Here is a 14652-nt window from a genome sequence, read left to right on the forward strand (position 1 = left end):
ACCCCAGCCGAGCGTCTGCGTGATCTACTGACAACCACATAACCATCAGGTGTTGCGAGGACCCCTAGAAACCGCCCCGTGGGAGCGCGCGGGCGCCGTGCTTCACCGCTGTGCGAGGCAGTGGCCCCGCGAGAGTGTCAGGAACCCGAGACGGACGCTGCGAGCTTGTCCAGGGACTCCTCCAGGACGTTCTGGTCGAAGACCGGGAAGCTGACCTTCTTCTCCACCTTGGGGTTGGCGTGCTCCCACGAGTAGGTGAGGGTCACGGTGGTGGAGTCCGAGCCCTCGGGCTGCAGCTCGTACATCCACTCCCAGCCGTTGTCCTCCACGGAGGTGCCCTCCGGGCAGGGCTTCCACGCGATGAGCTTGTTGGGGTCCAGGCCGGTGACGTGGTTCTCCATCTTGTAGTCCCCGCCCATCATCTCGGCGTTCATGTTCATCACGAACACGTCGCCGACCTTCTGGATGCGCTGGTCCGTGCCGGAGATGACGGTCCCGGAGGCGTCCAGGCCGGGGTGCTTGGCGGGCAGGGTCAAGACCTCGAAGATCTCCTCCGCCGGGGCGTCGATGACACGGCTGACAGTGATGCTCTTCTCGCTCACGAGATACCTCCTGTGTGGTGATGTGCTCTTTCCCACCCACGGTAGCCAGGACCGGGGGTGGAGGTTCAAGCGTTTTTGCGGTGGGCGAAGAACTCCGGGCCGTTCGCGCGGCCCGCGGGCTCGGGCCGCTGCGGCTGTCCGCCCCCCGGCCACGACGCCTCCTCCGGCTGACCGGCCAGCTGCGCGAGGCCCAGCAGGTGGTGGGCGAACCCGAGCTCGGCGCGACCCTCGAACCGCGCGGAGGTGATCGCCCGGATCCGGTCCGTGGCCTCGATGCGCGCTCCCACCCGGCGCAGTGCGGCCACGAGCGCCTCGTCCTCGCTGCACTCCAGCGCGGGGAACCCACCCGCACGCTCGTAGCTGCGCGCGCGCACCCCCATGTTCGCGGCGTGGATGTGCGGGTGCCCCTCCGCGAGCGTGTGCTCCCGCTGCCACAGGCGGTACACGGCCACCGGGCACTCCACGGGGTCCGGCTCCACGGTCCCGAGCACCGCGTCCACCCCGTGCGCCGCGCGCTCCAGCTGGTAGGCAACCCAGCTCTCGGGCACCGCGGTGTCCGCGTCCGTGGATGCGATCCACTGCGGCCGGCTGTTCGCCAGTGCCCACGACGCCGCGGCCGCCCGGGCCCCGCCCGCGCTGCGCCACGTTCCCGTCACCACCTCCAGCTGCGCGGTTTCCGCAGGCAGTCCCGACGCCGCCCACGCGGCGCTCGCGCGCTCCACCGTGCGGTCGGTGCACGCGTCCGCGGCAAGCACCACGGTCACGTGGAGCGGCGCGGACACGCCGGGTCCGCCGGGTCCGCCCGGTCCGCCCGGTCCGCCTGGTCCGCCTGGTCCGCCTGGTCCGCCTGGTCCGCCTGGAGACGATAGCTCGGAGTCGGCCGGCGGCACGGCGGCGTCGTCCCCCGGCGGCGCGGGCTCCGGCCCCGTGGGCACGGCAGGGTCTGCCCCGGCGGCCGGCTGCGACGACGCCCCCATCGCGCGAGCCGTGGTGCAGGCCGCCGCAATCGCCGCGGCCACGGACGCGATGCACCGCCCCACCCGCTCCTCCTCGTTGCAGGCCGGAACCACCACCGCGACTCGCCGGATCATCCCTGCTCCCGCGGCACGGGTTCGAAGATCTCCAGCTCGAAGTCCCGCTCGCGGTGGCTCACCACGCGCCGCAGGTCCGGGCGGCGGCGGGCCTCGCGGTGCACGTCCGCGCCGTCCAGGGGCCAGTCCTGGATGGGGTGGCGCCAGTGGCACAGCACCAGGTGCCCACCCGGTTCCAGGGCGGTGGCACAGCGCTCCAGCAGCTCGTCCCACTGCTCGGGCGAGCAGAAGTACCCCATCTCGCTCACCACGATCAGACCCCGGGAGGCCCACTCCTCTCGCCACTCTGCGGGCAGCACGGCGTGGACGAGGTCGACGTTGGCGGCGCCCACCTCCGCGAGCCGGGCGCGGGCGGCACGCAGGGCGACGTCGCTCGCGTCCACCGCGGTCACGGCACCCGCCCGCTGGGCGAGCTCCGCCGTGAGGGCGCCCGTGGAGCAGCCGATGTCGAGCACACGCTCGTAGCGCGGACGCGGCAGGCAGCCGAGGAGCACCTCGCGCTTGCGCCGCTCGTACCAGGAGGTGTCCACCTCCCAGGGGTCCTCGGCGTCGGAGTGCACGCGGTCGAACACGGCCGCCTGGTCCGGGGCGGCCAGCACGAAGAGCTCGGCGGAGCGGTCGAAGTGCGCGAGCACGTGCTCCCCGAGCAGCACCTCGTCACCGGGCCGGTCCGAGAGCGGACGCACCTGCGTGACGTGGTGGGCCAGGGCGTCCCGCTTGGCCGCGCGGTCCTCCTCCGACAGCGGCACCCGCACCAGACCGCGCGGCAGGCGGGTGGGTGAACCCCAGTGCCAGAACCACACGGGGTACTGCACGCAGCGCACACGCCGCGCACCGGCGGCGCGGGCCACCGCGCGGGCGAGCACCTCGTGGTCGGTGTGGCCGTCCCGCTCCCACGTGCAGAGCACCAGGGGCTTCTCACCCTGCTCCGCCCAGTCGAGGTGCTCGGCCACGGGGGCATCGAGCTGCTCCTCGGTGAGGCCACCGTCCGTCAGGGACAGGTACACGGGTGGCGCATCCTGCCCGGTCAGGGTCCGCACCGCGGCGGCCAGCTCCTCGTGACGCAGCCGCGCGAGCTCGGCCGACGTGAACGTGGTGGAGTCCGGGTGGGAGTTCTCCCCCAGGGTCGCCACGACCACGCGCACCTCCGTGCCCTGCCGCGCGAGCCGGTGCACGGTGCCGCCCGCGCCGAGGGTCTCGTCGTCCGGGTGCGCGGCGAACACGACGGCGCGGTCCACCCCCGCGAGGTCCAGCTCCGGGGCGCGGTGCAGGGCGCCGCAGCGGGCCCAGTGCTCCTCCGGGGTGCCCGGCTCCCGGTGGTCGAAGGTCACCACGGGGTGTCCTCCTCCCCCGGCGCCAGCAGGGTGCGCCCCAGCGCGGCGGTGTCCCGCTCGGCGTGGTCCTGGCGGATGTAGACCTGGAGGGACTCCACGCGGCGGATGTGTGCGGGGTCCCCGGTGAGCGGGCCGGGACCCGTGGCGCGGGAGACCACGCGGATCACGGTCTCGGCGGCGTCGGCCACGGTGCGGCGCACGCGCAGGGCCCAGGCGGCACCGCGGTCCCCGGCGGCGTCGCCCGCGTCCACGGCCGCCGCGGCCTGCTCCAGCACGGCGCGGGCCGCCCCGAGCGTGAGGTCCAGCTGCCCGAGGGCGGTGTGGGCGGCGTCGTCCACGGGGCGGCGGGGGTGGCGCAGCTGGTGCCACAGCAGGTCCGCGACGGACTGCGCGCCACCCAGCCAGATGGCGGCCACGCCCATACCGCCCCACGCGAAACCGGGGCGCGTGAGGTACCACTCGTCCGCGCCGAGCGGCTCGGCCGGGACGGCCTCGAAGGTAACTGGCACGGTCACGACCTCCGCGAGCCCGTGCGAGGTCCACTGCGTCACGGGCGCGGGCTGGAAGCCGGGGTGGTCGGTGGCCACGACGAAGGCGCGGCGATGTCCGGTCGGCTCGCCGTGCTCGTCGGTCACGTGGGCCGTGACGACGGCGCGGGTGACGGAGTCCGCGAGCGAGCACCACGGCTTGGTGCCGGTGAGGGCCCAGGTGGTGCCCGGCTGGCCGCCCGCGCCGGTGCCCCCGGGCGGCGTCGTCGGCGTGGCCAGCAGAGGCTCTCCCGGACCCTCCGCGGCCCACACGGCCCAGGTGTCGTGGTCGGTGACGAGGTCCTCGCGACCGGCCTGGTGGAGGATCGCGAGGGCGTCCAGGTGGGGCTCGATGATGCGCGCGTACGCCAGATCGGTGCGCCCGAGCTCGCTCAGGGTGCGCCACAGCTCGGCCGTGCGTCCCTCCCCCGGTGCGGGCAGCTGCGGCCCGAGTTCGCGGGCACGCTCCAGGGCACGGTCGACGAAAACCCGCACCGCGTGCGGATCTGGAACGGCAGCGGGCGGAAACGGAAGTTCTGCAGGCTCGGACACGACCATCAGCCTACGTGCAGTGACGGGCGTCTCCACCGCACCCCGCCGGAGGTGGAGCGGGCCCTACGATGAGGGCAGACGACGGAAAGGCGCACCCATGTTCACGGTCGACCCCCACTCCACCACCCCGGTGTACGAGCAGCTCGTGGAGTGCGTGCTGCGGGGCGTCTCCGCAGGTGACCTCGTGGTGGGTGACCGCATCCCGCCCGTGCGCACCCTCGCGGCGGACCTCGGGCTCGCGGCCGGGACCGTGGCCAAGGCGTACCGGGAGATGGAGACCCGAGGGATCATCGAGACCCACGGCCGCAAGGGCACGTTCATCGCGCAGGGCCGTGACGACCGGGAGGGCGCGGCGGCACGCGCGGCCACCGTGTACCTGAGCGTGGTGGCGGGACAGCTGCACTACTCGCCCGAGGAGTGCGTGGCGCTGGTGGAGCGGGCGCTGGAGAGGCGAGCGGTGGGCTGAGAACCGGAGCAACCACCCGCCCGGCGCCGCGAGTGCGGGGGCATCATGACCGCCCCAGAGCTCGGCCGCCGTGGTGCTGTGCTGCCTCCACTGCGCAGCGGGTTCCACGCGCCCGCTCCCTGCGGGCGCCCGGCCGGCCGCGCCTAGACTGGTGACCCATGAAGTCCTTCGTAGCTCCCGCCCTGCTCGTGATCACCGCCGTACTCCAGTCCATGGGGGTCTACCCCTACTTCCAGGACGGCATCACGCTCGCCGGGCAGCTGCTTTTCCCCATCCTCTTCGGGCTCACGGCCATGTACCTCTCCCGCAAGGGCCGTCCCGGGGTCTTCGGCACCGCGCACATGATCGTGCTGATCCTGTCCGTGGTCCTGCTGGTGCTGTCCCTGGTGGGCATGAGCCAGCAGCTGCCGTACTTCTACCCCACGATGATCATCTACTACATCGCCTTCGTGCTGCTCGTGGTCGAGTGCGGGCTGCGGATCGCCGGGCTGCCCAAGAAGGAGCGTCCCAAGGATCCCGAGCTCGACGAGGACTGCGAGGACGCGCAGGACGCCGACGAGCCCGCCCGCTGATCCCGTGACCACCCGCGGCGACGCCCGCCAGGGCCCCCGTTTCGACACCGTGGTCGTGGCGGGTGGCCGCTCCTCGCGGCTCGGGGGAACCCCCAAGGCGCTGCTGCCCGTGGCGGGCTCCACCCTGCTGACCCGCACCGTGGACGCGGTCCTGCCGCTCGGGACCGTGGTGGTCGTGGGCCCGGAGGACCTCCCCCTGCCGCCTCACGTGCTGCGCGTCCGCGAGGATCCCCCGTTCTCGGGGCCGGCCGCCGCGGTGGCCGCGGGCGTCGTCGCCCTGGCTGCCACCCCCGAGCGGCTCCCCTGGACCGCCGTGCTCGCGTGCGACATGCCGGACGTGCACCGCGCCCTGGCGCAGCTGCGCGCGACGGCGGGCCGGGCGGCGTCGGACGTGGCAGGGCTGATCGCCGTGACCGGTGAGGGACGCCGGGAGAACTTGGTGGTCCTGGCCCGCACGGACGCGCTCTGCCGCGCCCTCGAGGCCGCGCCCACCGAGAACGCGTCCCTGCGTTCGGTGTGGCGGCGGCTGGGTCCGCAGGAGGTCACCGTGCCCGCCGGGAGCACCGCGGACGTGGATACGTGGGAGGATGTTCACAGGCTCGACTCGTACTGAATCAGCACGCTGAGGAGACAAGATGCCCGGACTTCCGCACCCGCACGATGCCGCCGCCCACGAGGACCACGAGCAGTCGCAGCACCGCGAGGCCGTCGAACCGACGGTGCACTGGGCGTCCTGGGACGAGGCCCGCCGCATCGCGTACGGCGTGCCCCAGCCGCTGCCCAACATCCTCCTGCCGCTCGCGCAGTGCCTCGAGGAGACCCTCGCGGAAGCCGTGACCGCAGAGATGCCGGTCCCCCACTACGCCACGGCCGCAACGGACGGCTGGGCGGTGGCCGGCGAGGGCCCGTGGCGGGTCCGCACCCCGCAGCCCGCCGAGACCGACGAGCGGCTGCTGCTGACCCTGCCCCCGGACAAGCGCATGCTGGCCGTGGTGGAGCTGCACCCCGGGGAGGCCACCCACGTGAACACCGGGGACGCCGTCCCCTACGGCACCAGCGCCGTGCTGGAGGCCCACCGCGGTCACGTGGTGCCCGCGGACCCCGCCGCTGACGTCCCCGAGGACACCGAGCACGGGCGCAGGGCCGTGGAGGGCGACACCCTGGAGGACGCCACCCCCGCCGCTCCCCTGGTGAAGAACCAGGACGTCCGCGCCGTGGGCGAGGAGATCCAGCAGGGTGACCTGCTGCTGCGCGCGGGCCGCAAGCTCAACCCGGTGCACCTGGGTCTCGCGGCGAGCGCCGGCCACGACATGCTCCCCGTACGACGCCGCCCGCGCGTCACCGTGCTGCTCGGCTACGCCAACGTGGTGGAGGACGGCATCCCCGGCCCCGGTGAGGTGCGCGACTCCCTGGGCCTGCAGCTTCCGGCCGTGCTCAGGGAGCTGGGCGCGAACGTGGACCAGGTGCGCCGCGTGGCGGACGGCTGCGAGGGCATGGTCTCCGCCCTCACGGAGTCCCCCATGGGTGCGGGTTCGCTGCTGGACGCCCGCGCCGAGATGGTCGTGACCACGGGCGGCACGGGCCACGGGGAGGACGACCACGTCCGTCAGGCCCTAGAGGAGCTGGGCGCCCATCTCATCCTGGACGGGGTGGCGCAGGAACCGGCTCACGGTGTGATCCTGGCGAAGCTCCCGGAGGACGGCCCCGTGGTGCTCGCACTGCCGGGCTCGCCCCTGTGCGCCATGACCGGTCTGCTCACGGTGGGCCACGCGCTGATCGCCGGGGCCACCGGGGAAGGACTGCCCACCACCCGCCGCCTCACGGCCGGACGCGCTCTGGACCCGCTGGGCCGCACCCGCGTGATCCCGGCCTACATCCAGGATGGCCGGGTGATCCCCGAGCCCACGGTGGGCCCGGCCATGCTCTCGGGCCTCGCCCACGCGGACGTGCTGCTGGTGGTCCCCGAGGACGGGATGCAGCCGGGCCAGGACATGGAGGCCATCCCGCTGCCCTGGCGGTTGTGAGCCGACTCGCGGGGAAACACGTCGATGCTCCGTGACGTGGGCCGGGCCCTGTGGAGATCAACCGAATCCCCACCCCTGAAGTAGTGGGCTCCGCGCCCAGAAAAAGTGCAGATTTTGCCACAAAAGCGCCGTTCCGTGACAAAGTCTGCACTTTTCATTGGGGGAGGTTGGTGCACGGCGCGCGTGGGCCACCTTCCGTCGCCGTGCTGTGAGGTGCTGTGAAGTGGAGTAAATGCAGCAGAACGGGCCTCAGCGTGCCTTCACTCCACTAGGGAGCACCATGCGTCCGCGCCTCTGCCGAGCTCCGGGGCGCCTCGCCGTTCGGGCCTCCCGCCGCCGGTCACGACGCCGGGCCGGTCACGCCGTCACGAAGTACGTGATCGCCCCCACGATGAACGTCAGGGACGCCAGCAGCGCGCACGTGAGTTCCAGCAGGATTCCTACCCCCATGGCCTTGGCCGCCACCCAGGAACTGGCCAGCGCGGTGTTGAGGTTGCGGTTGCGCACTGTCTCGGAGAGCAGCAGCCCCACCAGGAACCCCACGAACAGGCCCACCACCGGGATCACGAACATGCCGACCACCGCGCCCACCACTCCGAAGAGCAGCGTGCGGTTGGGGATGGCCCGGCGCTTGAGCTTGCTGCTGGTGAGCACCAGGCTCGAGGACAGCCCCGCGATGAGCAGGGTCCCGCCCAGGGCCAGCACCACCCACCCCTCGGGGGCCTGCACCACGAACGCCCAGATCACCAGCCCGATCAGCGCCAGGATGGATCCGGGCAGCACGGGTATCACGATCCCCACGCAGCCCACGATGATGAGGGCGACGGTCACGATGGTGGCAATGATGTCTGCGGTCACCGCCCCATCGTACGGTGACGGTGCCACGCACGACGCCGCTCCCGCACCGGTGTGGTGAGGCCCGGCCCTCGCCGTTCGCCTGGCCACCGGGCCACCTCCCCGGTCCCCGCGCTCCGGACGCCCACACAGGCCGGGCGCCAGGACCGGTCGGGCGCACGACCGCGCCCCCGCCGCCCGGCACCTGGGGTGCGCGGGCCGCGGGGGCGCGGTGCGGCGTCGTCGGAGGGGGCCGACGGCGTGAGGATCAGTCCACGAGCGCCCCGCGCAGGGTGCGCAGCGCCACGGACAGCGCGGCGAGCTCGGCGCCGGCGTCGTCCGACTCGGACATGGACTCGATCTCGTCCAGGACCTCGCGCAGCCGCTCGAGCCGGTCCGCGTTCTCCTGCTCCCACGCCTGCACCTTCTGCTGGGCGTCCTCACCCGGGGACTCGAGCGCCTGCGCGGCGAGCGCCACGAGCGTGGAGTACAGGTCCTCGCGCATCGCGATCCGCGCCATGTTCTCCCAGCGGGTGGTCTGCGGCAGGGCGCTGATGCGGTTGAGCAGGTTCTCCAGCCCGTAGCGGTCGAACAGGGAGAAGTAGACGCGCGCGATCATCTGCACGCTCACCCCGTTCTCGTCCGTTCCCTGCGCCGTCACGCGCCCGGACGACGACGCCGCCGCGCCGCCTCCGCCGCCCGCCGTGCCGTCCTGCGCCGGGCCGGTGATGCCCTGCTGCTCGGCGAGCCGTGCCACGTCCAGCAGCGCGAACGCGTCCAGCAGCTCCGCCCACTCGACCGCCAGGTCCCGCGGCACGCCGTGGCGCTCGGCGAGCTCCGCCTCGGTCTGGGTGCGCTCCTCGGACTCCGGGCCCATCAGGTGCTCCGAGCCGAAGCGCAGGGCCACGATGGGGCGGTAGGTGTCCACGAGCTCCTGGATCCCAGTGTCCGTGTCCTGGCGGTGCAGGAACCAGCGGACCACGCGGTCCAGCAGGCGCCGCATGCGCAGCGACATCCGGTTCCACACCTCCAGGGGCACGTCCGCACCCAGCTGGGCGTGGCGGTCGGCATAGCTCTCCAGCTCGAAGATCTCCATGGCCGCGGTGAACGCGCGCGCCACGTCCGCGAGGTCCGAACCGGAGTCGTCCACCACGCGGTACGCGAACGCGATCCCGCCGAAGTTGATGATCTGGTTGGCCACCACGGTGGAGATGATCTCCTTGCGCAGCGGGTGGGTGTCCAGCTCCGCGTCGAAACGCTCCCGGATCTGCGCCGGGAAGTACTGGGACAGGGTGCGGTGGAACCACGGGTCGTCCGCGAGGTCGCTGTCCACGAGCGCCGCCGTGAGCTGGATCTTGGCGTACGCCGTGAGCACGGACAGTTCCGGGCCGGTCAGGGGCTGGCCCTGGGCCGCACGCTCGCGCAGCTCGGCGTCGGAGGGCAGAAACTCCAGCTCCCGGTTGAGGTCCGCGGTGTCCTCCAGCCAGTGCATGAGCCGGATGAACATCTCCGTGAAGGAGACCCCGCGGGCGCGCTCGGTGGTGAGCAGCACGTTCTGCGCCACATTGGTGCGCAGCACGAGCTCCGCCACCTCGTCCGTCATGGACTCGATGAACTCCGCGCGCTCCTCCGCGGAGAGCAGCCCGGCCTGGACCATGCCGTCCACGAGGATCTTGATGTTCACCTCGCGGTCGGAGGACTCCACACCGCCGGAGTTGTCGATCGCGTCCGTGTTGACCAGGATCCCGTTCAGCGCGGCCTCGATGCGCCCGAGCTGGGTGGCGCCCAGGTTGCCGCCCTCGCCGATCACCTTGACGCGCAGGTCCTCGCCGTTGACGCGGATGGCGTCGTTGGCCTTGTCCCCGACCTCCTGGTGGGTCTCGGAGGAGGCCTTCACGTAGGTGCCGATGCCGCCGTTGTAGAGCAGGTCCGCCGGCGCGAGCAGGATGCGGCGCACGAGCTCCTGCGGGCTGAGCGACTCCACGCCGTCCTCGATGCCCAGCGCCTCGCGCACCTGCGGGGTGAGCGGGATGGACTTCTCGCGGCGCGAGTACACGCCGCCGCCCTCGGAGATCACGCTGCGGTCGAAGTCTTGCCACGAGGTGCGCCCGGCGTTGAACAGCCGCTCACGCTCCTTGTAGGAGGCCGCGGCGTCCGGGGTGGGGTCCAGGAAGATGTCCCGGTGGTCGAACGCGGCGATCAGGTGGATGTGCTCGGAGAGCAACATCCCGTTGCCGAACACGTCCCCGGACATGTCCCCCACGCCCACCACGGTGAACGCCTCGGACTGGGTGTCCACGCCGAGCTCGAAGAAGTGGCGCTTCACGGACTCCCACGCACCGCGGGCGGTGATGCCCATGGCCTTGTGGTCGTAGCCCACGGAGCCGCCGGACGCGAACGCGTCCCCGAGCCAGAAGCCGCGGTCCAGGGAGATCGCGTTCGCGGTGTCGGAGAACGCCGCCGTGCCCTTGTCAGCCGCGACCACCAGGTAGGAGTCGTCGCCGTCGCGGCGCACCACGTTCTCGGGGTGCACCACGGTGTCCCCGGCCTCGCCGGAGGTCTCGGCGGAACCGCTCGCACCGCCCTCGGCACCCGGGGTGGCATCCCCGCGGGACGACGACGCCGCACCCTGCCCGGTCTCGTCCGTCCCGTTCTGCGCGGAGACCTCCTGGCCGGCACCGGTCTCCGCCTCGCGCACGATGTTGTCGGTGACGTCCAGCAGGGACGCGATGAACAGCTTGTAGGCCTCGCGCCCCTCGGTCAGCCAGCCCTCGCGGTCCGTCGCGGGGTCCGGCAGCTGCTTGGGGAAGAACCCGCCCTTCGCGCCCGTGGGCACGATCACGGCGTTCTTGACCATCTGGGCCTTGACCAGGCCCAGCACCTCGGTGCGGAAGTCCTCGCGGCGGTCGGACCAGCGCAGACCGCCGCGGGCCACCTGGCCGAAGCGCAGGTGCGTGCCCTCCACGCGCGGGGACCACACCCAGATCTCGAAGGCCGGGCGCGGCTGCGGTGCCGCGGGGATGGCCGCGGGGTCCAGCTTGAACGCCATGGTGGGGCGGTTCTGGAACACGTTGGTGCGCAGGGTGGCCGTGACCACGTCCGCGAGCGCCCGGAACAGGCGGTCCGCGTCCAGGCTGGGAACGCTCTCCAGCACCTCGGCCAGCCGCTGGAGGGCGGCCTCGCGCGCCTGGCCGCGGGCGGCGTCGTCGTCCGTGAAGCGGGACGGGTCGAAGCTCGCGGAGAACAGCTCGGCGAGCTCGTGCGTGGCCTGCGGGTGGTCCACCAGGGTGTCCGCGATGAACTCGAACGAGTTGGGGTAGTTCAGCTGCAGCAGGTAGCGCACGTAGGCGCGCATCACGGCCACGGTGCGCCAGCCCATGCGCTCGGTGAGCACCAGGCGGTCCATGCTGTCGGACTCGGAGCGGTTGGAGAGCACCGCGCACAGGGTGTCCTCGATGAGGTCCTCCGTCTTGGCGTCCTCGGGGCCCTCGGGGTCCACGCCCTCGGGCAGCTCCACGCCGAAGTCGTAGAGCTGGAACTCGCGGCCGTCCGCGGGGGTGACCGTGTAGGGGCGCTGGTCCAGCACGCGCAGGCCCATGTTGTGCAGCAGGGGCAGCAGCTCGGTGAGGGACAGGGACTGCGTGAGGTAGATGTTCAGCCGGACCTGGCCGTCCTCGGTCTGCGCCACACGGACCTCGGCGGGCAGGTCCGGGTCGCGGCCCCACAGCTTCTCGCAGCGCTTGAGGTCCTGGATGGCCTCCTCGATCTCGTAGTCCTCGCGGTACGAGCCCGGGAACGCGTCCGCCCACACGGGGCCCAGCGCGCCGGCCTTCTCGTCCTCGAACTCCTGGCCGATCGCGCGGCCCAGGGACTCGGGCCAGGAGCGCACCGCGGCGCGCAGGCGGGACTCGAGGTCCTCGTGGTCGAAGTCCCGCACCTCGCCCGTGTAGGGCAGCCGGATGCGGAAGAACAGGCGGGCCAGGGAGGAGGAGGTCAGGCGCACCTCGAAGTCGATGGCCTCGGCGTCGAAGACCTCGAACAGCTGGGTCTCGATGCGCTGACGCACCGAGGTGTTGTAGCGGTCCCTGGGCAGGAACACCACCGCGGACATGAAGCGCCCGAAGGTGTCCTGGCGCAGGAACAGGCGGGTCTGGCGGCGCTCGTTGAGCCCCAGCACGCCACCGGCCGTCTCGTAGAGCTTCTCCGCGGACATGTGGAACAGCTCGTCCCGCGGGTAGTCCTCGATGATCCCCATGAGGTCACGGGCGGAGTGCGAGTCCGGGAGGAAGCCGAAGCGCTCGACCACGCGCTCCACCTTCTCCCGCACGAGCGGGGTCTGCTGCGCGGGCACGGAGTAGGCGTGACGGGAGAACAGACCCAGGATCAGGTACTCCCCGTCCACGTCCCCGTTCTCGGCGAACGTGCGCACACCGATGTAGTCCAAGTACTCGCGGCGGTGGATCGAGGAGCGGCGGTTCGCCTTGGTCACGAACACCACCTGGTGGTCGCGGGCGTGCGCGCTGCCCAGACCCGTGAGCTTCTGCGCGTGGCCCTCGGACCCCTGCTCCCGCAGGAGCCCCAGGCCCGTGTCCGGGCGGGAGTGCAGCACGGCGTCCTCGCCGTCCGCCTCGAGGTCGTAGCGCTTGATGCCCATGAACACGAAGTTGCCGTCCCGCAGCCACTGCAGGAAGTCCTGGGAGGCGCGGACGTCCGGAAGCCGGGAGCCGTCCTGGAACGTGAGGTTCTCGAGGGGCGCGAGGGAGTCTGCGATCACCCGGGCCTGCTCGTGCATGGCCTCCTGGTCCTCGGCCACCCGGCTCACGTCCGCCACCAGCGACTCGATGTGACGGGCCAGCTCACCGCGTTCCACTTGGTCCAGGGAACGGTGCAGCTCCATGCGGATCCACGACTCCACCGCGGTGGACGAGTCACGGCCCCCGGCTGCCGCCCCGGCCAGCTCGTCCGTGATGGGGATGGCCGTGGTGTCACCGGAGGACACCGCGGAGATGTTGGGGACCTCGTCCAGGGACGTGAGCTCGTGGGAGCCGGCGTCGCGCACGGCCAGCAGCAGCGGGTGCAGCACCAGCTTGGCGCCACCCCAGTTGGCGGCGATCTCCGTGGTCAGCGTGGACACCAGGAACGGCATGTCGGTGGTGACCATGTAGAGCACGGTGACCCCGTGGTCCTCGCGGACGTCGATGCACAGCTCGCCGGCGCCGCGGGTGCGGCCCACCTCCCGGTGGGTCTCGGCCCGGTCGGTGAGCACCGGTTCCTGGGTGCCCACAAGGTCCGCGTCCGGCGCGGAGCGGTAGTACTCGTTGATCCATGCCTGCGCTCCGCTCCATCGCGGTCGCTGCCACACCGTGGGGATGGCCTGGGTGGTGGCTTGAGGAGAGGTCACTACTGCATCACGCCTTAGCTGTCGTTGAGTCGGGGATCGTAACTCCACGGCGTGGCACGTGACGCCCTGTGGGGCACCTCCGGGCAGGGTCCACCGGAACGCTCTCCCGGAGTCCACGACCTCTGCACCGCCCACGGCCACACTGCCGCATGTTCCACCACCATAGGACCCGAAACGCACGGGGACCAGACACGGCGCGTGTTCACCGCAGGGTTGCACGGTCCTACACTCGTGCGGTCACGGTTTTCCCGCTCGCATCCCCCTGCACGGGCCGGTGCGGGCGCCCGTGGCGCCACCGACGGGCACCCGGCCCGCCCCCCCAAGACAGAGAGCAGGGCAGCCATGACCACCGTGAAACCCGCAGACGTGGTGACGGACGCCGTCGCCGCCGGACAGGCGAAGGCGACCGCCTCGTCCGGTGCCCTGGTGCTGCGCGGCGTGCTGGGCGGCGCCGTCCTGGCGGCCACCACCTCGTTCGCCGTGTCCGCGACCGTGAGCTCGGGATCCCCCGTGGTGGGGGCCGTGCTGTTCCCCGCCGGGATCACGATCGTGATCCTCATGGGGATGGAGCTCGTCACGGGCGGTTTCGCCCTGACCCCCATGGCGGCGGTGCGCGGGCTCGTGCCGTGGTCCGCCGTGGGTCGCTACAGCCTCATGGTGGTCGTCGGCCACATCATCGGCGCCGCCGCGTTCGCCCTGCTCTACGCGGGCGCGCTCACGGGCTTCGGCTCGCACGACGCCGGTGCGCTCGGGCAGAAGTTCGTGGACACCGCCCAGGCCAAGACCACCGCGTACGCCGCCATGGGAGGCGCCGGCATGGCCACGGTCCTGGTCAAGGCCGTGCTGTGCAACTGGCTCGTCTGCCTGGGAGTGTTCATGGGCATGGTCTCCAAGGACACGATCGGGAAGATTGCGGCCATCTGGCTGCCCATCATGGCGTTCTACGGGCTGGGCTTCGAGCACGCGGTGGTCAACTTCTTCATGATCCCCATGGGCATGCTCCTGGGCGCGGACGTCTCGTTCGGCGACTGGTGGCTGTGGAACCAGATCCCCGTGCTCGTGGGCAACTTCGTGGGCGGGTTCGTGTTCACGGGGCTGTCACTGCTGCACGCCCACCGCCCAGCTCGCTCTCACCAGGACGACGCCGCGGGCCCGTCTACCACCTCGGCCGGCAGCTCCCCGGGCACCGCGTCCTGAGCGGGGCCCGGCGGACGGGCGCCGCAGACGGGCGCGGGAAACGTCTGGCGAG

The 14652-nt window shown here is 72.1% G+C and carries 11 protein-coding genes; 5 read left to right on the top strand and 6 right to left on the bottom strand.

Annotation, left to right across the window (positions count from 1 at the left end):
* Positions 1-137 precede the first annotated feature (137 nt).
* From QL985_RS07705 to QL985_RS07720, 4 genes are all read right to left on the bottom strand, one after another.
* Positions 138-602, bottom strand: a complete 465-nt coding sequence (locus QL985_RS07705) for an SRPBCC domain-containing protein (RefSeq protein WP_039100965.1) — start codon at positions 600-602, stop codon at positions 138-140.
* 65 nt (positions 603-667) lie between these two features.
* A complete protein-coding gene (locus tag QL985_RS07710) occupies positions 668-1384 on the bottom strand; it encodes a glycosyltransferase (protein WP_259906383.1) in 717 nt (238 codons plus the stop codon).
* A 305-nt stretch (positions 1385-1689) separates the two neighbouring features.
* Positions 1690-3027, bottom strand: a complete 1338-nt coding sequence (locus QL985_RS07715) for a PIG-L family deacetylase (protein WP_208546724.1) — start codon at positions 3025-3027, stop codon at positions 1690-1692.
* A complete protein-coding gene (locus QL985_RS07720; protein WP_259906379.1) occupies positions 3021-4049 on the bottom strand; it encodes an acyl-CoA dehydrogenase family protein in 1029 nt (342 codons plus the stop codon). The genes QL985_RS07715 and QL985_RS07720 overlap by 7 nt, the downstream gene beginning before the upstream one ends.
* 154 nt (positions 4050-4203) lie before the next feature.
* Here QL985_RS07720 and QL985_RS07725 point away from each other — a divergent pair, with 154 nt between their 5' ends.
* The 4 genes from QL985_RS07725 to QL985_RS07740 all read left to right on the top strand — a co-directional run bounded on the left by QL985_RS07725 (position 4204) and on the right by QL985_RS07740 (position 7168).
* A complete protein-coding gene (locus tag QL985_RS07725; RefSeq protein WP_144803155.1) occupies positions 4204-4572 on the top strand; it encodes a GntR family transcriptional regulator in 369 nt (122 codons plus the stop codon).
* A 158-nt stretch (positions 4573-4730) separates the two neighbouring features.
* Positions 4731-5144 carry a hypothetical protein gene (locus QL985_RS07730; protein ID WP_259906378.1) on the top strand — a complete coding sequence of 138 codons (414 nt, stop codon included), beginning with the start codon at positions 4731-4733 and terminating at the stop codon, positions 5142-5144.
* A gap of 4 nt (positions 5145-5148) precedes the next feature.
* Positions 5149-5757: an NTP transferase domain-containing protein gene (locus QL985_RS07735; protein WP_259906377.1), complete on the top strand. Its 609-nt coding sequence runs from the start codon at positions 5149-5151 to the stop codon at positions 5755-5757.
* Between the two features lie 22 nt (positions 5758-5779).
* On the top strand, positions 5780-7168 hold the full coding sequence (locus QL985_RS07740; protein ID WP_259906375.1) for a molybdopterin molybdotransferase MoeA: 1389 nt from the start codon (positions 5780-5782) through the stop codon (positions 7166-7168).
* A gap of 357 nt (positions 7169-7525) precedes the next feature.
* Here QL985_RS07740 and QL985_RS07745 read toward each other — a convergent pair whose 3' ends face one another.
* Entirely contained in the window at positions 7526-8026 is a 501-nt protein-coding gene (locus QL985_RS07745) for a DUF456 domain-containing protein (protein WP_039100971.1), read from the bottom strand.
* 244 nt (positions 8027-8270) lie between these two features.
* Positions 8271-13403, bottom strand: a complete 5133-nt coding sequence (locus QL985_RS07750; protein WP_259905865.1) for an NAD-glutamate dehydrogenase — start codon at positions 13401-13403, stop codon at positions 8271-8273.
* A gap of 342 nt (positions 13404-13745) precedes the next feature.
* Here QL985_RS07750 and QL985_RS07755 point away from each other — a divergent pair, with 342 nt between their 5' ends.
* Complete coding sequence (locus QL985_RS07755) at positions 13746-14600, top strand: formate/nitrite transporter family protein (RefSeq protein ID WP_019311081.1); 855 nt, start codon at positions 13746-13748, stop codon at positions 14598-14600.
* Positions 14601-14652: the final 52 nt, after the last annotated feature.

It is taken from the genome of Kocuria sp. APC 4018 (assembly GCF_030407675.1).
GTDB lineage: Bacteria > Actinomycetota > Actinomycetes > Actinomycetales > Micrococcaceae > Kocuria > Kocuria rhizophila.

Bases quoted from the DNA above. Each gene is read 5' to 3' on its own strand.
- QL985_RS07725 (WP_144803155.1), top strand. From the start codon at position 4,204: ATGTTCACGGTCGACCCCCACTCCACCACCCCGGTGTACGAGCAGCTC.
- QL985_RS07730 (WP_259906378.1), top strand. From the start codon at position 4,731: ATGAAGTCCTTCGTAGCTCCCGCCCTGCTCGTGATCACCGCCGTACTC.
- QL985_RS07740 (WP_259906375.1), top strand. From the start codon at position 5,780: ATGCCCGGACTTCCGCACCCGCACGATGCCGCCGCCCACGAGGACCAC.
- QL985_RS07755 (WP_019311081.1), top strand. From the start codon at position 13,746: ATGACCACCGTGAAACCCGCAGACGTGGTGACGGACGCCGTCGCCGCC.